Raw genomic sequence first — 21,265 nt, 5'->3', positions numbered from 1 at the left:
CAACGGCGCACTTTGCACACACTTTCGACACACTCATGCAAGCCTTTGATTCCATTGTTATTTCGAGAGCAACTTCACTGTCGGCTTAGGGCTCAACGCCCACTGAAGCCATCGGCGTAGCCCCAAGGCCTTCCGGTTCTCGGGCAAGATTGAGCCCCTGAGGCGACCAGAAAGCGGCCCGAGGGCTGACGGATCGCATCTCGGTGATGTGGTCTTACCGTAGACCTGCTGCCAGCTCAGCATTGGCATGACCTCCTTGGTCCAGTCTTCCAGGCCAAGAGAGCTCCGACACGACGCTTCGTTTTAGCTGACGGGTGACGCGCCCTCCACGCGACAACCTGCAATCAAATAGAGCGGCATCGCATGAACAAAAGCGACGGATGCTCTAGGTCAAGTATGACCACGCACTCGTCTTCGAGAGCGCTCACTCTACGGTTGAAGTAGGTGGCCAGCCTATGAACTGCCGCTTGTGAACTCGCTTTGGGCGGCACTCAGCACGCTAGCCGGATCTTCAGCCAGCGCCGCAGCAGGAGAAGCACCTTCGAGCAACGCATGCGGCGATAGAAACCACTCGATCTCGCCCCAGCCGGTGGTGCGATGCAAACCCTGTGACTCTCGCTCGAATGGACCAAACTCGCGCAACAACTTCAGGATTTCAGCGAGATGGTCAACGGGTTGACCATCCGGCCGGAACTGCCAGGACGGATAACGATAGGTCGGCAGAGGGAGTGCTACATACACCCCCAGCAACTTTCCTTGGCGCCGCAACTGGCTTGCGCTGTGCACATCCCCGAGTCTCCTTGAGCCCAATCGAGTGGTGACCTGATCGGAGCTAAGCCATTGCTCGGCTAGCGCGCGGCGTTCGTAAGCTGCGTCTAGAAGGATCTTCTGGGCGGGGGAGAGAGTGTCCATATTTGCCTTGGTGGCGTCCTCGGCAGCAAGAGGCTTCAGGTCGCTGCTTCGCATGGGTCGGCAGCGATGTCGCAGTGGAGTTTAGTCTCGCGCAACACCGTTCACGATGACGCTCATTGCACGCTGTGGTCGTTGGTGCTGGAATGCTATGGGCCTTGATCAGCACATAGTCGCTACTGGGGCTTGCCTGCTGTGACGGTGCTGCAAGGCAAACGGTCAGTGACAATCTCAAAAGGTCCTGCAGATCACGCTGGGCCGAAGACCCACGATGAGGCGAAGTGTGCCTTCAGCCGCAACGTTGCACCGCAGCGCGTGCCGCGTCAAGCTGAACGGGGAAGAGCGCCATAAAACGCCCGAATACTGGCGTGCCTTGATTCAACTTTTCGACCGATGGATCAATCTGATTCAGCTTTCGCGAGCGTTGGCTAATCATCAATCCTGACGACGTCCCGAAAGCATCAATGCGGGGGCGAAATCTTAAGGCGTTGACTAGTAGTGATAGCTATGTCGGAGGTGTATCTTTCCAGTAGCTCAACTGAGGTAATGGGCCGTGCACGAGTCAGAGCGTAATCAGCCGGACGATCTGGAAGAAGGCGGAATTCGGATATTTGAGCGAATTGCTGAGGCTTGGTCTCTAGGCAAAGACGAACAGCGCCAGATGCTTGCGCTGCCAGAGCTTCCGCAGACAGCTGATGATGCGCAGTGGTTGATCGACGACTTAGTGCTAATGCGTATTGGATACATCATTTCCATTTATCGGATGCTGCACACGATCTTTCGTAGCCCTCAACAAGCAAATTCGTGGATCCGCCGCAAAAATGCTGCAGCTATGTTTGGCGGCGAACCGGCGATCAAGTTGATGTGCACCGGTGACATTGAAACCCTAGAGGCTGTGCGCAATCACCTCGATGCTCAGATGCGCTGATGTGAGTGTGTGTTGGTATCAGCGGAAGGAATCGGGCGTGCAAGACCACACCGTCTTGGATTTCACGAACGAGGACGAGTACCCGACAATGCTTGCCTAGCTACATGATGGATATACCCGAAAGGATGCCGCCGGCGTCAATTGCCGGCGGCCTTTCGCTCACGACTAGATCCGGGTATCAAGCCTTCATCGTCTGCCGATCATTGATCTCCATCAGGATGCCTGCGTCGCCAGTGTTGTTCCAGACAGGCGTCCCCAAGCCCCAATAAATGACATGGGTGGTGGTTCCAGCTCTGTTCTTGTGTGATGTATCTACTCCCTTGCCGGTTCGAAGGAAAACGTAGTCTCCCTTTGCCAGGTTCTTTGGTGTAAACCAGTGGACGTGCCTGAGCTTGTTCGAAACGGTGGTTGGAGACAGGTACGTAGTGTCAGACAAGATGTAGTTGCTCAGCGTGCAGGCTTCCTTTGCCTTCAGCTCCACGTACTCGGCATCCTGCTTTCCCTTCTCGTGAATCCTCACAATCTCAAGCTTCATGCCCTTGCTCCTTGTGGTTACGTGGGTTGATCGATGCAGCGTCTACGAAAGAAACGTCCTCGAATAGACCGCTAACTTTCCCCGGCCTCTCAAATCGCGGCTACCGGTGTAGCCGGCCGAAGCCATTAAAGCTCTTTGTACCTCACGACTACTCAAGCCGGACTTGCTTCACTACGCCAGCGGAGCCAACACCGGCCCATATCGTCTGAATGCCTACTACAAGGAAGATCATCTGTCTCGCACTGGCTCCAGCGAGTATCTTCTTCCACTCAAAAAGGTCAGTGCCCGACGGCGAAGGATGAACTTGGGGATGTGTGTGCCACTCGCCTAAGTAGTCACCTGTGCCAGCGGAGGATGACCAATGTTGCAGTGCTGCGGCTTGATGCCCTTGGGAGGAGCGCTCAAATGAAGTTCGGGAGCAGCGATCATGGACGGTTGGTGTTGTTGCTCTGGTCACATGTAGATGGACCCCCCGTCGGAACCCAAGCAACACTCCTCCCGACTCTGGTGCTTCAGCGTTGTGTTGGCAGAATCCCCGAATGAGCTCAATCACCTCCGCCTGGATCAAGACATGGCCCCCTAGGCCAAGCGCGTCAGACGCAGTCAGATCGTGCGACATGCAGGACACTCCTTAAGGGGCTCGACGTCCTGATTCTTGAGTCTGCGGGCACTGCTCCCTTCTACAATCCGCGTGCGGAATCGCGGAGATGGTGTTCCACGAAGCCACGAGCTGATCTGATCAATGGCCAACGCGCTGGCCATCATCGGAGCAGAAACGGCATAGGGGGTGAATGTCTGGCATCCATGTATAACTTCTGTGGCTGGCGGAAGACCAAGGTCGAACCGCGGCGTCCGCTTGCCGTCGTTCAGGACCATGCATCTGTAACAAGCATGACGAGTGTCGTCAGTCCAGAGAGCTTGAGCGCACTCCCCCTTCCCTGTCACCCATATGTGCTGAGTGGCAGGCCTCGTGCTCTCAGGGAGCTCGAGCCGGTGATAGTTGATAGCCTCACTCAGAGATTCCTCCCCGGTCGCGTCAATCACTAGGTTGGCTCGATAGAAATCATTGGGAAACTTAGCGCGCCGAATACTTGGCACGATCTTGGCGTGGGGGAACTGACCCATAAGTAGCTCAGCAAGGGCTGCTGACTTTGCTTGGTAGAGGGACTCGATACCCAGCACGTGTCGTCCCAGGTTGCCGGGGGACAGGTGATCGTGGTCAATGAGCTGCAGCTCGCCATCGCCGGACCCTGCGCCAAGACGAACCAAGGCCTGTGCCAAGTAGCTACCGATTGAGCCGCAGCCGATGAGGACAACGCGACGGCCTGCAAGGCTAGGGAAGGTCAAGTTGCGACTGTGGATGTATTCCGGTGATATCTCGTTGACCGACACCCTCCTAATTGCAGTGTCTCGGCGACCCGTGTGAAGCCTTTGACGAAGCTGGCCGGGCTTGCGGCGAAATGCCACTGCGAGTGTTCTATCTATCTCCATGGAGAAGCCGAACCAGCCCGCTGCTGAGTGGATCAAAAAGGTGATCTCGCCATAGCGCAGATAGTCAGGTTCGGAAAAGACTTTGCACACTCTTCGATAGAGCGACACGTCCCAAGTCTTCAGCCATATGAACATCTCTCCTATCGTCGCAGGGAGACCATCAGGCATAAGCTTAGGCATCTCGTTGGACCGAAGAATCCAAGCTGAAGAGTTACCTCGCAGAGGTCCATCCCAGCCACATGCGCGCGCAATCGTGTCCGGTTCTGCCACTGCGGATGAAATTAGATTTGCCGCAAGTCCCTTGAAGGGGAGGAGGTAGGAGGCCGACTCGGAGTCGCCTGGGCTTACCGTGCCCAGTAGGAATTGACGAGGCAGGGGCGATTGGCCGATCGACCAGTTCGCGCCAAACTCACTTTGGAACTCACCTTGTCTGTAGCTGGGATTGGCAAGGAGGCGGTCTAGCTCCTTCTTGGCAAGGACAAGGCATTGCTGAACTGCGACATCTGGATTGTAGCGATCAAGCACGACTGATCCAGCTGCTAGGTAGCAGAAGCCGCCCCATGCGCTGATATGAGGTATGAGTTCCGGTGAGCCGCCAGGTAGTTCGTGCACTTGAATGACGGGATAGCTGACAAAGTCCCAATCGACTACCGTCAACGTGACAGTTGCCTCGCCACCGGTGCAGGGCAGCGAGCCGCTGAAGCTATATCGCCCATCTCGAGTTGGGAGCTGCTTGAAGCCCTGCGAGGTCATGAACCTAAGCAGGGCGGAAAGCGCCGTCTTACGCGGCTGGCCCATTGGTCAGCCTGCCTTGGTTGCGCCTACCGCGGGCGCAGCGACACGAACAGGGTCAACCGAACGAACCTCGGCAGCAGTGTCCACCGAAACCAAGGAAGGCTCGTTTGCTATGCGTTCTCCGAACTGTCCCCTCATGTTCTGGATTGCTGATGCGATCAATCCTTGTCCATAGTGGCGGCTAGAGTGGATAGCCTGATAGAGCTCGCGTGCTTTTTCAGCGGCCTGAGTCCTTCTGGCTGCATCAAGGCGATTGAAGTCCTCTTCGCCGAAATCGATTCCGACTTCTCGAACTTCTCCCGACAACTTCTGAGCAAGAACTTGGGCGGCGCTTTCGAGAGCGAGATCGTCTCTTCCTCGAATCGGCTTGAACGATTGCGAAGCGATGATCATTAAAAGGACGGAAGAGGGGCCGCCGGTTTCCCAGTTGTGATCGCGCCATGCCTTCAGGTACCGGCATACACGACGCAACTGGTCAGTATGCTCAGTGACGCGATCATCAAACCAATTCGCGACCTGCTCAGGGTCGGACTTTTGCCAAGTGCCGTCGCGCTTCGCCACGTGGATCTCATCCATCAACACCCAGAAGTCGTTGGGCATCTCGCCACTCTCAGAGTAATCCTCCAGTCCAGCGCTTTCGCGCAGATAGTTGGCGCTAGCTTTTGAAGAGTCCATGGCAGCTCGTTCGGACACGTGCTGGAACTTCTCTTCAGGTGCTGCGTACAGCGGAAGGTCAACATGCCCCCAACTGGCTATCTTGACGCGTGCACAGCGATTATTGGTGCGATCCAGAACCCAAGGGCGCGTACGGCATAGCTCGGCCAGTGAATGCTCGACAAACTCGAAGTAGAGCTTTGCCATCTTTCGCGGAGGCGAAGTGTCCTCCCAGGCGGTCACCGGCAAGTACACTCCGAAGTCCCAGTCCATCTCCTGTGGCGGAAGATGCGCCCCTTGGATGCAGGTTCGGTAGGCCCATGAACCTTGCGTACGGAATCGCGGGGACACCATATGGGACATTCCCAGGATCGTAACCGTCGCATCCCGAATGCTCTTACGAAGGTGATCGCGAATGATGTTCTTCGCCTCCTGCAGCTGACGCTTCTGATCGTCGGTAGGCGTGATGACCTTATCCAAGCTAATGGGGTTGTCGTCGTTTAGAAAGAGCTTGTGCAGGTTAAGCATTGATGACTCCTTCTTCGACTGCCTGGGGGCCGTAATAGAACTTAGGATTCTGAGCCGCACTTTTAAGAAGCTCACGGAGGACTGGGTTGCCAAGCGCGACTTTCGATGACTGGCGAGCGGCGCCGATCAGTGCTTCTTGCGCTGCGTAATCAGTCTTGTCGAGGGCAACTGATCTCGCCTTTTCATCGGTCAAAGGTTCGTCGACGTGGTGATATTGACCGGCTTTGACCCTGTGAGAGAGCATTGAGTGAACTAGGGACTCTTGCGACGAAATCGCGATTCCGAACAGGCGTTGTGGCGTATTCACTGGGTTGAATCCACCCCAGTCCAACGTTCCTCCCGCACGCCCAGAACTTGGATCAACGGTGAACCGGGATGACATCGTGCCTACCGACAGAACGTGGATCTCATCCCTTTTCGCACCGAGGTAGTGTTGCGCTTCATGTACAGCCAAGAGTCCAGGAGCATTGGCAAACAGGCCCCCGTCGATGAATTGGCGATTGTCAAAGCAATGCCGCGGGAAGTAACCGGGCGCTGCGCTGGTTGCAAGCGCGACATCGGTCGCCGCATACGCGTGGTCCCTGGTTAGATCGGGGTGATGGGGCGTCTTGAACAGCACGGGTACCCCGTTGCTGTAGTCGATGGCTGGCACGATAACTCTTCGGCTGCAGTGCCCCAGCGTTTTCTGCCCGAAGAGATTCTCTCCTCGAAGAAGGTCCAGCAACGCGAGCTGTGTGTACTTGGAGCGCCAAATGCCCCCGAGGGAACTTCGTGCTTTGAAGATCTCATGCCCATGGGCCGTGAAAAGCTCAACCATCCGAGCAGCAGGAACTTCAAGCGATAGAGCCAGCGCCAGAATCCCTCCGATGGAGGTGCCTGCGATTAGGTCGAATCGGGAGGCGATGGGCGCTTGGATATGGGCTTCAAGGTCAGCTAGCACTTGAGCTGTGTAAAGCCCCCTGAACCCCCCGCCAGATAGAGCCAGTATCCTGAAAGGGTTCGAGGCGGTGTCAACGATCGGGTCCGAGGGGGGCGAGACGTCCCCCAATCCCGCGCCAGTAGATGAGTACTGCTGAGTCACGTCCTGTTTCCCCCTGAGAAGGTCACTTTCCAGCAACTATCAGGTCCAGGAGTCTCAAACGTTGCGACGAGACTTCCTTGACCGCCTTCTCATTGCATTGGTGATGCTCGTCACATCTTTCAAGGGGTCAGGAATCAAATTTTGACGTTCAGTTGGCGATGCTCCTGATCAACACCTCAAGCACGCTAGGTGCTTCAGCCGCCAGGGAAGGTCCGACGCATGCCCGGAATTCAATATGCCAATGATTGACGCTTTGAACGGCTCGCTTCCGCATGGAGCGACAATCAAACACGCAATTACACGAAAGATTGGCGTAAGCGACAATCTTTACGCCTCTGCATAACCCCTTTCACCCGCCCCTACCGTTCGTCGGCCCATGACTTCCGGGGGGTTGACTACATCTGTCGTCACGCCGACAGTAACTACACGTGTAGTCAATGGAGTGGTGTCATGCGCGGCAAGACCATCGGGGACCAGGAACTGGCCCTGCTGCAGTACATCGATGAACATGCGCCGGCCAGCGTCGGCGAGGTCGCCAGTGGCTACGGCGAGGCCCGCGGGCTGGCCCGTTCCACCGTGCTGACCATGATGGAGCGCCTGCGCGCGAAGGGGTATCTTCAGCGCCAGCAGCAGGACGGTGTCTACCGCTACCAGGCCACCCGTGGCCCGGAAAGCGTGCTGCAGGGCGCGGTGGCCCAGTTCGTCGACAACACCCTGCAGGGCTCGGTGTCGCCGTTCGTGGCCTATCTGTCGCAGCGCCAGCAGGTCAGTGACAACGAACTGGCCGAGCTGGAAGCGCTGGTCGCCGAACTTCAATCGCGTCGCCACGAGGGCTGAGCCATGGATACCACGATGCTGATCGCGTTGCTGGAACGGCTGGGCTGGACCAGCCTGAAGACCGCCCTGCTGGTGGGGCTGGTGTATCTGGTGTGCAAGCGGCTGCCAACGCTGTCGGCGGCCACGCGCTGCCGCCTGTGGTGGCTGGTGTCGCTGCAGGCCGTGTTCGGCCTGGCCTGGAGCCAACCGCTGCAGCTGGCCTGGCTGCCGGCTCCGGCCGAGGTGGCGATGACCACCACCGATCTGGCCGCCGATGCGATCTACCCGCTTGCGCCCGAAGCGTCGGCGCAGCTGCTGGCCGACGCGCCGATCGACCAGACCCACGACATCGCCGCGTCCATCGGTACGGGCGCATCGCCGCTGGCCGTGTGGGCACTGGCGCTGGCTGCGCTGTGGTTGTCGGGCGTGTTGCTGATGGCGTGGCGCACCTTCGGCGAATGGCGGCAGTGCCGCGCGCTGCTGGCCGCCTCGCACCCCTGCGAAGACGCTGCCCTGGTGCAGGCACTGCAACTGGCGGCCGATGCACATGGCCTGCGCCGGGCGCCGCGCCTGTGGATGAGTGCGCAGGTGGACGCACCGCAGCTGGTCGGGCCGCTGCGCCCGGTGCTGCTGCTGCCCGCCGGTGCCAATGCGCTGCAGGGCGACGCGCTGGACCTGGCGCTGACCCACGAACTGCAGCACCTGCAGCGCCGTGACCTGCAGTGGGGGTTGCTGCCGGCGCTGGCCCAGCACCTGTTCTTCTTCCATCCGCTGCTGCGCATGGCCGTGCGTGAATATGCGCAGGCCCGCGAGGAAGCGGTGGATGCGGCGGTGGTCGGTCAGCACGGTGCCAGCCGCCACGCCTATGGCCGCCTGTTGCTGCAGCTGGGCGTGGCACCGGCACCGCATCTGGGCGTGGCCAGCGCTGCACCCAGCACCACCAGCCTGAAGCGCCGCCTGCTTTCGCTGCAGCCGCGCCGCTCCTGCCCGCGCGTGCTGGCGGCGGCGCTGACCACTCTGGTCTTGGCGCTGAGCGTGGCACCGATGCAGCTGGTGGCCGCGCCGGTGCCGCCGGCACCGCCCGCCCCGCCGTCGCCGCCGACGGCGGTGGTGGCGCCCGCTGCACCGAAGGCGCCTGCCGCCCCGGCGCGTGCGCTGCCCGCCGTGCCCGCCGTGCCGGCACCGCCGGCCGCTCCCGCCGCGCCGCCTGCACCGCCGGCCCCGCCGGTCGATGAAGACGATGACGACAGCTTCACTACGGTGGGCCAGCTGCATCTGGGCAATGACATGGAGCGTGGCCACGTGTTGATCGACCACGGCCGCAGCTACGCCAGCGCCACCATCGACGACATCAAGCAGGCCCGCCGCGATGTCGGCCGCGAGGGGCCGGTGCTGTGGTTCCGCGAGGGCAACAAGCGCTACGCCGTGCGTGACCCGGCGCTGATCCAGCCGCTGCAGCGTGTCTACGCGCAATCGGCCGAAGTGGGCCGGCAGCAGGGCGAGCTTGGCCGCGAGCAGGGCGCACTGGGGCGCCAGCAGGGCGAACTGGGCCGCAAGCAGGCGGTGCATGCACGGGAAATCGCCCGCGTGGCGACGCAGGCGGCCAGCAAGGCCGTGCGCGCCACCGACATCAACCGTGACGCTGCGGCCGAGGCGGCACGGGCTACGCGCGGTGTGACCGACGATGCCGCGATTGCCCGCGCGGCCGACGCCGAAGTACGTCGTGCAATGCAGGACCTGCAGGACACGCACAGCCGCGATATCAGCGAGCTGGCCGATCAGCAGGCCCAGCTGGGCCTGCGCCAGTCCGCGCTGGGCAGCCAGCAGGCGGAACTGGGCGAACGCCAGGCCAAGTTGCAAGCGCAGGCGTCGGCGCAGGTGAAGCAGGTGATCGCCCGCGCCATGGCCAGCGGCAAGGCCCAGCAGCTGTAAGACCGCTTCGCTCGCCGGGCATGGCCCGGCGCTACCGGATCGATCGCGTCCGTGGTTACGGCGCGATCACATCAACCGCAGCTGGCGCGCTCGATCCTGTTCTGCGCATCCACCTGCACGGTGACCCGGTCCTGGCGGAAGTCCATGGTGACGGCCATGCCCGGCTTCACCACCCGCGCGTTGCGCGCGCCGCTGTCGGCCACCAGCTTCTTGATGGTGGCCTCGTCGGCGGTCTTGCCGGTGAACGCTTCCAGCGCCTCGGGACGGCACTCCTGCGGGCCATCGGAGACCTTGGCCGGCAGGCTGCCGGTATCGGCGGTGCTGTTGCCGCCGGCATGGCTGCAGGCAGCCAACGGCAGGATGGCGGCCAGCAGCAACAGGGAAGAAGAACGCATGGGCACGACTCCGCAGGATGGAATAACCGGCAGTGTCGCCGCTGCGCGTGTCAGCGGTGTCAACGCGGCCTGAATCCGTGCCGCGCTACTGCCCGACCAGCGCCAGGGTTTCGCGCTCGCGCTGTTCCTCGCGCACCAGCCGCTGCAGCAACAGGGCCAGGGTCACCACGTCCTGGTGGTTGTGCTCGGCCACCCGGCGCAGGTTCAGCGCGTCGCCGCCGCGCAGGTAGCGCAGCCACGCACCCGGTGCTTCCGAGCCTGGCAGGTCGTCCTCGCGTACTACGTGCAGCAGTTGGCGTTCGATGGTGGACAGCTTGCAGTTGTCCCAGGTGCCCCGGTAACGGCGGCGGGTGGGGTAGAGCAGGTCCACATGGTCCAGCGCGCTGATCGGATCGCGCTGCCGGGCCAGGCGGTAGCGGGCCTTCAGCAGCGGTGCGTCGTAGCTGCGGCCGTTGTAGCTGCAGAACACCGTGGACGGCTGCAGCCAGCCGGCAAAGGTGGCCAGCATGGCTTCTTCGGCGGCCATCGTGGACATCAGCAGCTGGCGGATGCGCAGTCCTTCGCCGCGCTGCGGGCAGGCATGCCAGTCGGCGGCGCCGATCATGAAGGCGCGGGTGCCGGTGCCGCCGGCCAGACCGGTGGTTTCGGTATCGAAGAACAGCAGGTCGCGTGCGGCCACGTACTGGCCATCGCGGCGGGCGAAGTCCAAGGACAGCGGCTGCGCCGGAATCGGCTGTGGCTGCAGCGATTCGATCAGGAACAGGCCCGGCGCGATTTCCTCGCCGGGCAGTTGCCGATCCTGCGCGCTGGCGCGTGCCGGTGCGGGACCGCCGCGGGTGCGCAGGCCCAGCAGGCGGTGCAGGCTGCCGACGTCGGGCCGCCGCAGCGGTGCCGCGGCAGCAACGGGTGCGGCCGCACCGGTCGGCTTGTGGCGGATTTCCTGTTCCACCCAGGCGAACACCGAGCGTTCGGCGGGCGGCTGCCGTGCATCGTTGGCGGCGATCGGGGCCGGCGCGGCGGGCGGTGTTTCCGCCACGGCCGGCGCGCTCGCCTTCGGGTCACCGGCCTGTTTGCGCAGCAGGCGCAGTTTGTCCAGGCTCAGGCTCACGGCGCCAGCAGTTCCATCGGGTCGCGCGTGGTCACCACTGCATCCGGCACGTGCTGGCAGGCGTCGGCATCGAACAGATCCAGCACGCGCAATGCCAGCGCACGCGGTGATGTCTCATCTTCTTCCTGCGCGGCCAGCACCGGGCCCACGCAGGCCGGGCAGCCGGCCTTGCAGTCGCAGCGCTGCACCAGTTCGCGCGCGCGCTGCACCAGCTCGGCCTGGCGCTGCCACAGCGGCTCGCTGAGGCCGACGCCGCCGGGGAAATTGTCGTACAGGTATACGGTGGGCACGAACTCCTGCAGCAGTTCCACCACGCCGGGGTCGCCATTGCTGCCGCGCAGCTGGCCACGGCCGCTCTGGTCGGCAATCGCGAACCACGCACCATCGCCGTTGCCGACTGATTTCTGCAGATCACGCGCGTCGGCCATCACCGCCACGGTGGCGACGATGTGCAGTGCATAGGCCGCGCCGAGGAACCCATCCAGCGCATCCTGCTTGCTGGCGAACGCGCGCAGCAGCAGCGCCTGCGGCAGCTGCCACCACACCGCGGTGGTGTGCAGTTCCTGGTCGGGCAGGTTCACCGGCCCGTAGCCGATGTTTTCGTGGGTGTAATAGCGGATCTTCTTGTAGCCGGCCACGCGGCGCACCACGTGCACTTCGCCATGGTGCGAATCGCCACGACCGGCCACGCCACCGTCGAAGCGGTCCAGCACCTTGAGCTTGGTGAAGTCGATGCTGTCGGTGTAGTAGTCCACGTGGGTGCGGGTGACGTAGGCCTTGCGGCCCTCCCAGTCCAGTGTTTCCACCTGGTACGGAGTGGACTGCACCATGTGGATGGCGCCTTCGTACAGGGTGAGCGCGGCGGCGGAGTAATCCACTTCGGCAATGATCTGCTGGCGGCCATCACTGCGGTCGACCACCACGAAGTTGCCATCGGCCACCGCGCGCAGGCTGACCGCGTTGGCCGGATAGCTGTCGGCGATCCATTCCCAGCGCTCGCCTTCGCGATGGATCACCTCGGTTTCGGCCAGCGCTTCCAGGAATACTTCCGGGTCGATCGGGCCGAAGCCATCGCCGACCCGGAACGGCAGTTCGAAGGCGGCACAGCGGATGTGGTCGAACAGGACCAGCGGCTGGTCCGGCGCGATGCGCGCGTGCTCGGGCGAGGCTTCGGCGAAGAAATCCGGATGGCGCACCACGTACTGGTCCAGCGGCTGCGAGCTGGCCACCATCACCCCCAGCGCGGGCTGCTGGCGGCGCCCGGCGCGGCCGAAGCGCTGCCAGGTGGCGGCCACGCTGCCGGGGTAGCCGTTGAGGATCACCACGTCCAGGCTGCCGATATCCACGCCCAGTTCCAGCGCCGAGGTGCTGACGATGCCGTCGATGTTGCCGGCACGCATGGCCCGTTCGGTCTCGCGGCGTTCGGTGGGCAGGTAGCCACCGCGGTAGGCGCGGATGCGCGGCGGCTTGCGCGGGTCGTGGTCGAAGATGTCCTTCAGGTACTTGGTCAGCACTTCCACCATCAGCCGGGTCTGCGCGAACACCAGGGTCTTCAGCCCGGATTTGATCGCGATGCGGGCGATGCGGTTGCTCTGCGAACGTGCCGACGCACGCAGGCCCAGGTCCGGGTTGATCACCGGCGGGTTCCACAGCAGCACCTGCTTGGGCCCGCTGGGCGCGCCGGATTCGGTGATGGCGGTGACCGGCGCCTCGATCAGCGCTTCGGCGTGCGCCTGCGGGTTGCCGATGGTGGCCGAGCACAGGATGAACTGCGGTTGCACGCCATAGAACGCGCAGATGCGCTTGAGCCGGCGCAGCACGTTGGTGACATGGCTGCCGAACACACCGCGGTAGGTATGCACTTCGTCGATGACGATGTAGCGCAGGTTCTCGAAGAACTGCGCCCACTTGGTGTGGTGCGGCAGGATGGCCTGGTGCAGCATGTCCGGGTTGGACACCACGATGTCGCCATGCAGGCGGATCGCCTGGCGCGCATCGCCGGGGGTATCGCCATCGAAGGTGAAGGCCTTCACGCCCAGATCGCCGGCGCGGTTGAGTTCCAGCAGTTCGGCCACCTGGTCCTGGGCCAGCGCCTTGGTCGGGAACAGGTACAGCGCCTTGGCCTTGTCCTGCATCGCCGCGCTGACCACCGGCAGGGTGTAGCACAGCGACTTGCCGCTGGCGGTGGGGGTGACGATGGCCACGTGCTCGCCGCGCTGGCTGGCCTCCCAGGCCTGCGCCTGGTGGCTGTACAGCTGCTCGATGCCACGCGCCTTCAGTGCAGCGGCCAGGGCCGGCGGCACTGCATCGGGAATGGGTGCGTAGCGGCCCTCGCGGCCGGGAATGGCGAAGCTGCCGGTGATGCGGTCGTGGTAGCGACGCTGCAGGCGCGCGCTGAGCAGCGCGCCATCGCGCGCGGGCAGGCCGTCGCGGGTGGCGAGCTTCTGCTCGGCATCGGCGGTGCGCTTGGCGAGTTCGTAGGCCATGGGGAGCAGGGGGACGGTTTGCGAGGGGTGACATGGCACCACAGATGGGTCTCAGGGTGTGAGACCGCAGGCCGGGATGCAGTAAACCATTCAGTGCGGGGGCCATCGTCGGCTGAACGCCGGCAGCGTTGCCAACGAAATCTGAAGCTGCCCTGCGTATGCTCGAAGACTGGACACACCTCACAGGGCAATGGCTGTGGCACGACGGATACTGCAGGGAGCACTTCTGGCCGGCATGATGCTGGCCGTCACCACCCACGCTCAGCAGGCGTCCGCGCCGCCGGGCGACGCTACCGTGCAGACAGAACCGGTACCGGCGCCGGACAGCGTGACCACGCTGGGCGAGGTGCGCGCGCTGAAGCCGGAAGACGACCAGCCGCTGGACCTGTACCGCTTCAAGAACCCGGTGAGGTTCGGCGACAACCGCTTCAGCCGCGACTGGAAGGAACCGCCTACCCCGGAGCAGGTCAGCCTGGGCGGGGGCTACATCATGATGGGCGTGGTCAAGGGCGTGCTGGCCGCGGGCCGCGGGCTGAACAAGCTGACCGGCGGCCCGGACCAGATCCAATCGGCCATTGCACGGCCGCCACCGGAACTGAGTGCCGATCAGCAGCGCCGCGCGTTGCAGTTCTGCCAGCAGCAGGATGGCTGCGGCGCACCGCCACAAAACTAGGCGTTATCCTGCGCGCTCGTTCTTCTGCGAGGTTGTCTGGATGCTGCTGCGTTCCGTGTTCCTGCTTGCCCTGTGCAGCCCGTCGCTGGCGATGGCCAGCGATCTGGCCGACGACGGCTCATGCCGCAACGGCGGTTTTCCCTCCCAGCAGTCGGACTTCGCCGTGGCCAAGGTGGTCGGCACGCAGCGCCTGTACCTGCTGGGTGACATGGACGGCTGCCCGGCCAAGGGCGAGCCTGCATGCCGCCAGCGCAGCTATGTGGTGAGCGGCGATACGGTGGTGACCGGTCGCGATCTGGGCCCCTACCGCTGCGCATTTTTCCCCAACAAGGTGGGTGGCAGTGCCGGCTGGGTCGAGCGCAGCAAGCTGCAGCCCCTGCCGCAAGTGACGCCGACCCTGCAAGGCTGGGTGGGGGACTGGAAGGACAGTGACAACGGCCTGCAGATCCGTGTGCGTGGCGGCCAGCTGCAGGTGGAAGGCGATGCCTACTGGCCGTCGGCCAATCCGTCGCTGGAAGAACGGCCGGGTGGGCCGCACATCGGCGCGGTGAGCGCATCGGCCACCCCGCGCGGAAGCCAGGTGGAGTTCGTCGAGGACACCTGCACGGTGCACGCGCAGCTGCTGGGCGATGTGTTGGTGGTGTCGGACAACAGCGAGTGCGGTGGCATGAACGTGCGGTTCAACGGCGTGTACCGGCGCGCGGGCAAGCGATGATGTGATGGAGGGGGTCAGAGCCCTTTCGCGCGCGAAAGGGATCCGACCCCGTGGCCGATGCGGCCTTGCCCTGCAGTAGATCCACGCCATGCGTGGAGGGGGGTCAGAGCCCTTTCGCGCGCGAAAGGGATCCGACCCCGTGGCCGATGCGGCCTTGCCCTGCAGTAGATCCACGCCATGCGTGGAGGGGGGTCAGAGCCCTTTCGCGTGCGAAAGGGATCCGACCCCGTGGGCTTCATTGCCGGCGTTCCAGCCACCACAGCAGCGATGCGCACAGCACGAACGCCAACCACCACGGCCAGCGCGAGCCGGGTACCGCTTGCATCGCCTGGCTGCGGTGGGGCGTGGTGGTTGCCAGTGCCTGCACGGTGGCGTCGATCACGGCCTGTTGGTGCAGGGCCGATGCATCCTTGGCATCGAACACGTAGCGCCAGACCGTAGCGTCGCCGTGCTGCAACCGCTGCCAGCCGGCGGCCTGCGGCCACCAGCCGGCGCAGCGCATTGACGATGTGGCGGGATCAACCACCAGCGGCACACCGGCGTCCTTCGTATCGAACGCCTGCAGCGGTGCCTGCACGCCACACAGGGCAACGCGCTCGCCCAGCCAGGCCTGCGGCTGCGGCGACCACAGTGCATCGCCGCTGGTCTGCGCGCGGGCCACGGTGGCCAACACCGTGCTCCACAGTTCGCCATGGCGATCATCGCGCCCGGCCAGCACCCAGCGCCAACTGTCGGTGAGCGGCAGCAAGCCGATGCGGCCCTTGCCGATGCCGTGCCAACCCCCGATCGATGCCCCCTGCCGATCCTGCAGCAGCGCCGTGCTGCCAGGCGACTGCAGGGTCAAGGCTTCCAGTGTGGGGAGCGCGGCAGCGTGCGAGCTGCGGTCCGCAGCTTCGCCGTCGGCGGTCGGCAGGGTTCCCGCCGCCAGCGGACCCCGGCGCGCGGCAAGGATCGCGCTGTCACCGTCGCCCGGCAGTTCCAGCGCATGGCTGCTGCCATCGCCCTGCACCGGCAGGCCCAGATCGCGCAGGCGCTGCCGCGCGCTGGCCGAGGGCGCGGCAGCGCTACGTATCAGCACACCCAGGCCGTCGCGCAGGGCCTGGCGCACGGCGGCCAGCTGCCCTGCGCTCAACGCCGCCAGGCTGCGTTCGTCCAGCAGCAGCAGGTCGCTGCGCGCCAACGTGGCGGCATCGAGCGGCACCGCGCCATCGCCCACGCTGAGGCCGGCGCCGGTATCGGCCTGCACCTGCACGCGCAGGCCCGCATCGGTGGCCCAGCGCCGCAGATACTTCAGTTCCGGTCCGGGGGCGCTGGCACGCACCAGCAGGCGTAGCGGAGCCGCCGGCAAGGTCTGCTGCGGTACCGGCACGCTGTCCAGCACATGGCCTTCGGCATCCAGCAGGCGCAGGCGGAATACGCTGCGGCCTTCGGCACGGGCAATGCCACTGAGCTGCGCGCGGCCATCGTCGGCAACCGCTATGCGGTCCACCACGCTGTCGGCCGGGTCCAGCAGCTCTGCCTTGGCATGTGCCACGCCGCGCGCGCGCGCCTGCACCTGGAAGCGCGCCCCCGGCGCGACGTCAGCGGGCGCGGACAGCGCGATCCAGCCGCGCGGCGCGGGGCCTGCTTGCCAGCGCGTGTCCGCTGGCAGCAGCGCATCGCGATCGCGTGCCTGCAGACCGGCACCCACCAGGGTGAGCGTGGCGGCCGGGTGCTGGCGCAGTGCCGTGGCCAGGTCGGGCACGCGCTGCGCGCCGGCGACATCGGCGGCTTCCGGCAGCAGCAGGGTCGTGCCGGCCGGCAGTGGACCGGCGGTGTCCGCGCCGGCACCGAGCACCACCAGCCCGCCGGTGGGCTGCTGCTGGCTGGGGGGCAGCAGGCAGAAATACAGCAACACCGTGGCAATGGCCTGCAGCCCCAGCCGCACCGCACGACGGCCGCGATGCACGGTGGGTGTGCGCAGTTGCAGCAGGCTGGCGACAATCACGATGAGCGCCAGGGCAGCGGCCAGCCACAGGTTCAAGGTGCTGGCATTCATGGCTGCGCCTCCAGCGCGTCGAGGTAGCGCTGGCCCATCGGGTCGGCCGCACGGCGCCGCATCACCTGTGGCAGCGGACGCTGCAGCGCACGCCACAGCTGCGCGCGCAGGCGTTGGCGGCAGTCGCCGCAGTCGGGTTCGATGCGCAGCTGCTCGATCGCGGCGGCCAGGTCCAGTGCATCCGGCAGAAAGGCGGCGTTGCGCTGCTGCCAGGCGGCCAGCGCATCCAGATCCGTTGCGCCGCTGTCATCCCCCAGGCGTTGCCAGGCCTCGACGATGGCCGGGTCCGGCGGTGTGCGCGCGGCCAACGGCAGTCCGCGGCTGGCCAGTCCGGCGCGGTCACCGCCGAGGCGGCGGCCCTCATCGATGGGCGGCAGCTCCGGGCCGACGCGGGCCAGGTAGATGCGTTCGGCCTGCTGCACCTGCTTGATGAACGCCAGTGCCTTGTAGGCGAACGGCAGCGCATGCTCCGGGCGGCCCTGGCGCAGCTCGCCTTCGGCCGACCACATCTGGTCCAGCGCGGCCTTCAACGTGGCGCGGGTCTGCGGGTCGAGCAGGGTGGCCGCCTCGGCGTGGTCGTGGGTGTGGCCGTACTCGGAAAGCACGTCGGTGGCGCTGCCGAACAGCGGCGGCGCATCGGTGCCGCCGGCGGTGCCGCCGTGGTCATGCCCGTGATCGTCGTGCGCGTCGGCGGCCGCGCCATGGTCGTGGTCGTGATCGTCGTCGTGCGCTGCTGCGGTGGGTGCATCGCTGGTGGGCAGGTCACTGGTCGGCGGCGGTTTGGGCGCCCCTTCGCTTTCCTCGCCCAGGAACTGGCCATAGCGCAGGCGCAGGATGCGCTGGTCGACACCGATCGCGTCGCTGCGCTTCACCAGGTCGTCGGCGGCCAGGCTGCGCCGCTGCCGGATCAAGGCCTCGGCATCGATGATGATCTGCCGCTGGCTGCGGAAGTAGGCAGGAAGGGTCTTCTTGATGCGGCCTTCCAGTTCGGCGGTCAGCGCCACCTCCGTGCTCGGCAGGCGCAGGATCACGCTGCTGCTGCGCCCGATCTGCGCGGTGGGCGCGTGGTTGTCGCGCACTTCCAGCTGGGCGATCACATCATTGCCCGGCTGCGCGCCCAGTGCGGCCAGATCGAGGGTGTGGGCGAAGCGCCGCGCGATGGCCTCGCCGCTGCCGGTGAGGGGGATGCTGCGGCGAACGAAGGTGATGTTCTCGCCACTGCCCTGGGTGAGGGTGATCGACAATGTTGCCTGCGCGGCAACGCCGTAGTCATCGCTGGCCTCGAAGCGCAGCGTCCAGTGGCGCTGCCCGGCGGCGCCCAGCACCAGGCTGGTGGCGGGCTCCAGCACACGCACGCTGGGCACGCGGTCGGCCACCACATCCAGGCGGTGCAGTCGGGTTCCGGCCAACGCCGGTTCGGTCATCACCCGGTAGAGGACCGGGGTGCGTGCCACATCCTCTGCCAGCCAGTGGCCCTGCTGTTCGCGCAAGGGCAGCTGGCGGCCATCGTGGAACTGCAACCAGGCCTTGCTTGGCGCATGGTCGAAGCGCAGCGACCACGACAGGCGGCTGCCGGCAGCAACCTTGGCGTCCAGCGCGTTCTGGGTGAGCGTGGCCTGGCCGGTATAGGCCGGTGCGTCGATCCGCAGTCTGCTGGAAACCAGGCGCGGGGCGCCTGCCGCAGGGGCCTGCGACGGCGCAGCCACGGGGGCGGCATCCGGGGGCGGACCCGGACGCGGCCAGCCCAGTGCCAGCAGTGCCATGGCCAGGCCTGCGATCCAGCACACCGCCAACGCCCTGCGTGGCCAGCGCGGCCGCAGTTCCGGCATCGCACGTTCCAGCGCGGCGAGCACATGCGCGCGCTGGCGCTGTTGCAGGGGATTGAGCGTGGTGACATCGGCAAACAGCAGATCGGCGCTGTCTTCGCTGCTACCGCTGCCATCCAGCTGGCGCTGCAGCCATTGCCGGTCCAACCGGCGGCCGCGCGCGGTGGCAAAGGCCGCGCAGGCGAGCAGACTGAGAGTGCCCACGACGCAGGCGACGTCGAAGCCCGCCGTGCGCAGGGCCAACGCGGTAGCGGCCAACGGCCACGGCAGGCCCAGCAGCAGGGTGATGAGCGCGCGGCGCCGTCGTGCGCGCTGCCAAGCATGCTGCAGCAGCTTCATGCGGCTGCTCCGCGTCGGGCGCGGCTGGCCATGCCGCGCTCCAGCGCGAACAGCAGCACGATGCCCAGCAACAGCCACGTGGTCGGTTCGCGCACCGGCGGGGTGGCCGCTGGCAGGGCAGCCTGTCGCGGCGCATGGTTGCGCGCGTCGGCCAGCTGCGGCGACGGTGGCGGTTGCAGGGCCAGCAGCAGGGCGCGCGGCAGCTGCGGATCGCGCAGCGCGGCGTTGCGGGCGGCATTCCAGTCGCCGGGCAGCGACAGCAGGCGGCCGTGGCCGACGCGCTGCTGCCACAGCAGCGGTGTGCCGTCGACGGCGTGCAGCACAACGCTTGCTGCCGCGCCAGGTTTGCCCGCGGTCAGCACGCTGCCGCCTTCGCCCAGCCACGCCTGCCAGTGGCTCGGCAGTGGTGCGTCGCGGCTCCAGACGCCGATCTCGCCGCGTTCGGGAAGTGCAGCCGCTGCCAGCGCGTCGGGCAGTGCCTGCGTGCCCCACGCGCGCTGCAGTGCGCCCAGCCAGTGCTGGGCCGTGGCCGATGCGTCGCGGTCTACGCGCAGGCGTGGCGGTGTCGGCGCAGGTTGCAGCGGGCTGGCCGGCACCGGCTGTGGACGCCACTGCACCTCACGCGACAACTGCAGGCGCGCGCCATCCAGGCCGGGTAGGGGATCGGGTACGTGCACGGTCAACGCGGTACCTGCCGGCAGCTGTGCGTCCAGTTCGCGCAGCAGGCTGGGCACGGACGCGCTGGAGGCAGGCGGCGCTTGATCGATGGCAGGGAAGCCGGGCGCCAGCCAGTGCCAGTGGCGGTCCTGCCCCGTACCCCGCAGCGCGGCAGCGTCCAGGCCCGGGGCCACCACCGTCCATGCTGCAGGGGCGGCAGCAGGGCCGGTCAACGCCGGCCGTGCCAGCAGCAGGGCCAGGGCGGCCAGCAGCAGCAGACGTACCAGCAGCAACGGCCAGTCATCGAAGCGGATGCGCTGGCGTGGGCGGATCTGCGCGCGCAGCCAGCGCAGGGCGGCGAAATCCAGTGGCGTATACGGATGACGGCGGGCGAGATGGATCAGCAGCGGCAGCAACCAGGCAGCGAGTGCGGCCAGGCCCAGCGGGAACAGCAGGTTCATGCGCCGCCCCCGCGTCCGAACAGCACCTGCAGCGGCTGGTCCAGCGGCTGGTCCAGCCAGCCGGTCGCGCTGGCGATGCCGCTGGCCTGCAAGCGCGACTGCAGGGCGCTGCGGGCAGCGGCAAAGCGCCGCAGGTAGTCGGCACGGATGGCGGTGCCATCACCCAATAGTTCGTCGCCGGTCTCGGGATCGCGGAAGCGATGGCCGGCGTCGAACGGGAAGTCACGTTCGTCGGCGGTCAGGATCTGCAGCAGCGCCACTTCACGGCGCGCGCTGGCTAGTTGTTCCAGCAGCACGATACCGGCCTCGTCGAAGCCATCGCCGATGGCCAGCAGCAGGTCGCCGGGGCGCACGCGTTCCCACAGCGGGCGCAGGCGCTCGCTCAGCGGCCAGCCGCCACGTGCCTGCAGCGCCTGCAATTGCAGATACACACGGTCGCGCTGGCGCGCAGCGCTCGCGGATGGCACCAGCTGCAGGCCGTCGCCATTGATCGCCAGCAAGCCGAAGCGGTCGCCCTGCTGCAGCGCCAGTTCAACCAGGCACGCCGCTACACCACGCATATGGTCCAGCCGCGTGCGCTGTGGTGCTGCACGGTCGGCCTGGCCAGCCGAGGCCGTGGCATCGAGCAGCAGCCAGACGGTGATCGGGCTCTCGCGTTCGGACTCGCGCACGAAAAAGCGGTCCGAGCGCGCGTACAGCTTCCAGTCGATCTGGCGCAGTTCGTCGCCGGGCTCGTAGGCGCGGTACTGGGCAAACTCCAGGCCGGCACCGCGGCTGCGGCTGGCATGCTGGCCGATGCCGCTTGCGCCGCTGGCCAGGCGTGGCCGCAGGCGCAGCATGCGCAGGCGCGCACGCAGGTCCGGTGGCAGGGTCAGCGGCGCAGCAGTGCTCACGCGCG

General features: G+C 65.6%; 18 protein-coding genes. 5 read left to right on the top strand and 13 right to left on the bottom strand.

Annotated features, from left to right (window positions below; all coding sequences use genetic code 11):
• Positions 1–453: 453 nt before the first annotated feature.
• Positions 454–966 carry a hypothetical protein gene (locus AC06FA_RS14580; RefSeq protein ID WP_478068936.1) on the bottom strand — a complete coding sequence of 171 codons (513 nt, stop codon included), beginning with the start codon at positions 964–966 and terminating at the stop codon, positions 454–456.
• 496 nt (positions 967–1,462) lie between these two features.
• Between AC06FA_RS14580 and AC06FA_RS14575 the strand changes: the two genes are divergently transcribed.
• Positions 1,463–1,837 (top strand): antitoxin Xre/MbcA/ParS toxin-binding domain-containing protein, encoded by a 375-nt coding sequence (locus tag AC06FA_RS14575; RefSeq protein ID WP_478068935.1) that lies wholly within the window; start codon positions 1,463–1,465, stop codon positions 1,835–1,837.
• A 178-nt stretch (positions 1,838–2,015) separates the two neighbouring features.
• On the opposite strand, the gene AC06FA_RS14570 is transcribed toward AC06FA_RS14575, so the two are convergent.
• From AC06FA_RS14570 to AC06FA_RS14550, 5 genes are all read right to left on the bottom strand, one after another.
• Entirely contained in the window at positions 2,016–2,372 is a 357-nt protein-coding gene (locus AC06FA_RS14570) for a hypothetical protein (protein WP_478068934.1), read from the bottom strand.
• A 148-nt stretch (positions 2,373–2,520) separates the two neighbouring features.
• Entirely contained in the window at positions 2,521–2,991 is a 471-nt protein-coding gene (locus AC06FA_RS14565) for a Mov34/MPN/PAD-1 family protein (protein ID WP_478068933.1), read from the bottom strand.
• Entirely contained in the window at positions 2,976–4,616 is a 1,641-nt protein-coding gene (locus AC06FA_RS14560) for a ThiF family adenylyltransferase (RefSeq protein WP_478068932.1), read from the bottom strand. The genes AC06FA_RS14565 and AC06FA_RS14560 overlap by 16 nt, the downstream gene beginning before the upstream one ends.
• 48 nt (positions 4,617–4,664) lie before the next feature.
• Positions 4,665–5,840 (bottom strand): CBASS cGAMP synthase, encoded by a 1,176-nt coding sequence (locus tag AC06FA_RS14555; RefSeq protein WP_478068931.1) that lies wholly within the window; start codon positions 5,838–5,840, stop codon positions 4,665–4,667.
• A complete protein-coding gene (locus AC06FA_RS14550; RefSeq protein WP_478068930.1) occupies positions 5,833–6,921 on the bottom strand; it encodes a CBASS cGAMP-activated phospholipase in 1,089 nt (362 codons plus the stop codon). The genes AC06FA_RS14555 and AC06FA_RS14550 overlap by 8 nt, the downstream gene beginning before the upstream one ends.
• Positions 6,922–7,371: 450 nt before the next feature.
• Here AC06FA_RS14550 and AC06FA_RS14545 point away from each other — a divergent pair, with 450 nt between their 5' ends.
• Together AC06FA_RS14545 and AC06FA_RS14540 are read left to right on the top strand one after the other, a co-directional pair.
• Positions 7,372–7,758, top strand: a complete 387-nt coding sequence (locus tag AC06FA_RS14545) for a BlaI/MecI/CopY family transcriptional regulator (RefSeq protein ID WP_108751749.1) — start codon at positions 7,372–7,374, stop codon at positions 7,756–7,758.
• Positions 7,759–7,761: 3 nt separating this feature from the next.
• Positions 7,762–9,669 carry a M56 family metallopeptidase gene (locus AC06FA_RS14540; RefSeq protein ID WP_478068929.1) on the top strand — a complete coding sequence of 636 codons (1,908 nt, stop codon included), beginning with the start codon at positions 7,762–7,764 and terminating at the stop codon, positions 9,667–9,669.
• A gap of 71 nt (positions 9,670–9,740) precedes the next feature.
• On the opposite strand, the gene AC06FA_RS14535 is transcribed toward AC06FA_RS14540, so the two are convergent.
• The 3 genes from AC06FA_RS14535 to AC06FA_RS14525 all read right to left on the bottom strand — a co-directional run bounded on the left by AC06FA_RS14535 (position 9,741) and on the right by AC06FA_RS14525 (position 13,658).
• Positions 9,741–10,064 carry an I78 family peptidase inhibitor gene (locus AC06FA_RS14535; protein WP_478068928.1) on the bottom strand — a complete coding sequence of 108 codons (324 nt, stop codon included), beginning with the start codon at positions 10,062–10,064 and terminating at the stop codon, positions 9,741–9,743.
• An 85-nt stretch (positions 10,065–10,149) separates the two neighbouring features.
• The gene (locus tag AC06FA_RS14530) at positions 10,150–11,172 is read right to left on the bottom strand and encodes a ribonuclease H-like domain-containing protein (RefSeq protein ID WP_478068927.1); all 1,023 of its coding nucleotides are present in this window, start codon (positions 11,170–11,172) and stop codon (positions 10,150–10,152) included.
• Positions 11,169–13,658 carry a DEAD/DEAH box helicase gene (locus AC06FA_RS14525; protein ID WP_478068926.1) on the bottom strand — a complete coding sequence of 830 codons (2,490 nt, stop codon included), beginning with the start codon at positions 13,656–13,658 and terminating at the stop codon, positions 11,169–11,171. The genes AC06FA_RS14530 and AC06FA_RS14525 overlap by 4 nt, the downstream gene beginning before the upstream one ends.
• Positions 13,659–13,848: 190 nt before the next feature.
• Here AC06FA_RS14525 and AC06FA_RS14520 point away from each other — a divergent pair, with 190 nt between their 5' ends.
• Both AC06FA_RS14520 and AC06FA_RS14515 read left to right on the top strand, forming a co-directional pair.
• On the top strand, positions 13,849–14,331 hold the full coding sequence (locus AC06FA_RS14520; RefSeq protein WP_478068925.1) for a hypothetical protein: 483 nt from the start codon (positions 13,849–13,851) through the stop codon (positions 14,329–14,331).
• Positions 14,332–14,371: 40 nt separating this feature from the next.
• Positions 14,372–15,046, top strand: a complete 675-nt coding sequence (locus AC06FA_RS14515; protein ID WP_478068924.1) for a hypothetical protein — start codon at positions 14,372–14,374, stop codon at positions 15,044–15,046.
• Positions 15,047–15,281: 235 nt separating this feature from the next.
• Here the strand turns inward: AC06FA_RS14515 and AC06FA_RS14510 are convergent, their stop codons facing one another.
• Genes AC06FA_RS14510 through AC06FA_RS14495 form a run of 4 tightly spaced genes read right to left on the bottom strand, consistent with a single transcriptional unit; the run spans position 15,282 to position 21,260 of the window.
• Positions 15,282–17,084 (bottom strand): hypothetical protein, encoded by a 1,803-nt coding sequence (locus tag AC06FA_RS14510; protein ID WP_478068923.1) that lies wholly within the window; start codon positions 17,082–17,084, stop codon positions 15,282–15,284.
• Positions 17,081–19,249 (bottom strand): hypothetical protein, encoded by a 2,169-nt coding sequence (locus AC06FA_RS14505; RefSeq protein ID WP_478068922.1) that lies wholly within the window; start codon positions 19,247–19,249, stop codon positions 17,081–17,083. The genes AC06FA_RS14510 and AC06FA_RS14505 overlap by 4 nt, the downstream gene beginning before the upstream one ends.
• Complete coding sequence (locus tag AC06FA_RS14500) at positions 19,246–20,367, bottom strand: BatA domain-containing protein (protein WP_478068921.1); 1,122 nt, start codon at positions 20,365–20,367, stop codon at positions 19,246–19,248. The genes AC06FA_RS14505 and AC06FA_RS14500 overlap by 4 nt, the downstream gene beginning before the upstream one ends.
• On the bottom strand, positions 20,364–21,260 hold the full coding sequence (locus tag AC06FA_RS14495; protein WP_478068920.1) for a DUF58 domain-containing protein: 897 nt from the start codon (positions 21,258–21,260) through the stop codon (positions 20,364–20,366). The genes AC06FA_RS14500 and AC06FA_RS14495 overlap by 4 nt, the downstream gene beginning before the upstream one ends.
• Positions 21,261–21,265 lie beyond the last annotated feature (5 nt).

The sequence above is a fragment of the Stenotrophomonas sp. Steno-C17 genome (assembly GCF_056393165.1).
Note: the sequence above shows the minus strand (reverse complement) of the source record. Positions and strands in the feature narration are given on the sequence as shown.

Bases quoted from the DNA above. Each gene is read 5' to 3' on its own strand.
- AC06FA_RS14580 (WP_478068936.1), bottom strand. From the start codon at position 966: ATGCGAAGCAGCGACCTGAAGCCTCTTGCTGCCGAGGACGCCACCAAG.
- AC06FA_RS14570 (WP_478068934.1), bottom strand. From the start codon at position 2,372: ATGAAGCTTGAGATTGTGAGGATTCACGAGAAGGGAAAGCAGGATGCC.
- AC06FA_RS14565 (WP_478068933.1), bottom strand. From the start codon at position 2,991: ATGTCGCACGATCTGACTGCGTCTGACGCGCTTGGCCTAGGGGGCCAT.
- AC06FA_RS14560 (WP_478068932.1), bottom strand. From the start codon at position 4,616: ATGACCTCGCAGGGCTTCAAGCAGCTCCCAACTCGAGATGGGCGATAT.
- AC06FA_RS14555 (WP_478068931.1), bottom strand. From the start codon at position 5,840: ATGCTTAACCTGCACAAGCTCTTTCTAAACGACGACAACCCCATTAGC.
- AC06FA_RS14545 (WP_108751749.1), top strand. From the start codon at position 7,372: ATGCGCGGCAAGACCATCGGGGACCAGGAACTGGCCCTGCTGCAGTAC.
- AC06FA_RS14540 (WP_478068929.1), top strand. From the start codon at position 7,762: ATGGATACCACGATGCTGATCGCGTTGCTGGAACGGCTGGGCTGGACC.
- AC06FA_RS14535 (WP_478068928.1), bottom strand. From the start codon at position 10,064: ATGCGTTCTTCTTCCCTGTTGCTGCTGGCCGCCATCCTGCCGTTGGCT.
- AC06FA_RS14525 (WP_478068926.1), bottom strand. From the start codon at position 13,658: ATGGCCTACGAACTCGCCAAGCGCACCGCCGATGCCGAGCAGAAGCTC.
- AC06FA_RS14520 (WP_478068925.1), top strand. From the start codon at position 13,849: ATGGCTGTGGCACGACGGATACTGCAGGGAGCACTTCTGGCCGGCATG.
- AC06FA_RS14515 (WP_478068924.1), top strand. From the start codon at position 14,372: ATGCTGCTGCGTTCCGTGTTCCTGCTTGCCCTGTGCAGCCCGTCGCTG.
- AC06FA_RS14510 (WP_478068923.1), bottom strand. From the start codon at position 17,084: ATGAATGCCAGCACCTTGAACCTGTGGCTGGCCGCTGCCCTGGCGCTC.
- AC06FA_RS14505 (WP_478068922.1), bottom strand. From the start codon at position 19,249: ATGAAGCTGCTGCAGCATGCTTGGCAGCGCGCACGACGGCGCCGCGCG.
- AC06FA_RS14500 (WP_478068921.1), bottom strand. From the start codon at position 20,367: ATGAACCTGCTGTTCCCGCTGGGCCTGGCCGCACTCGCTGCCTGGTTG.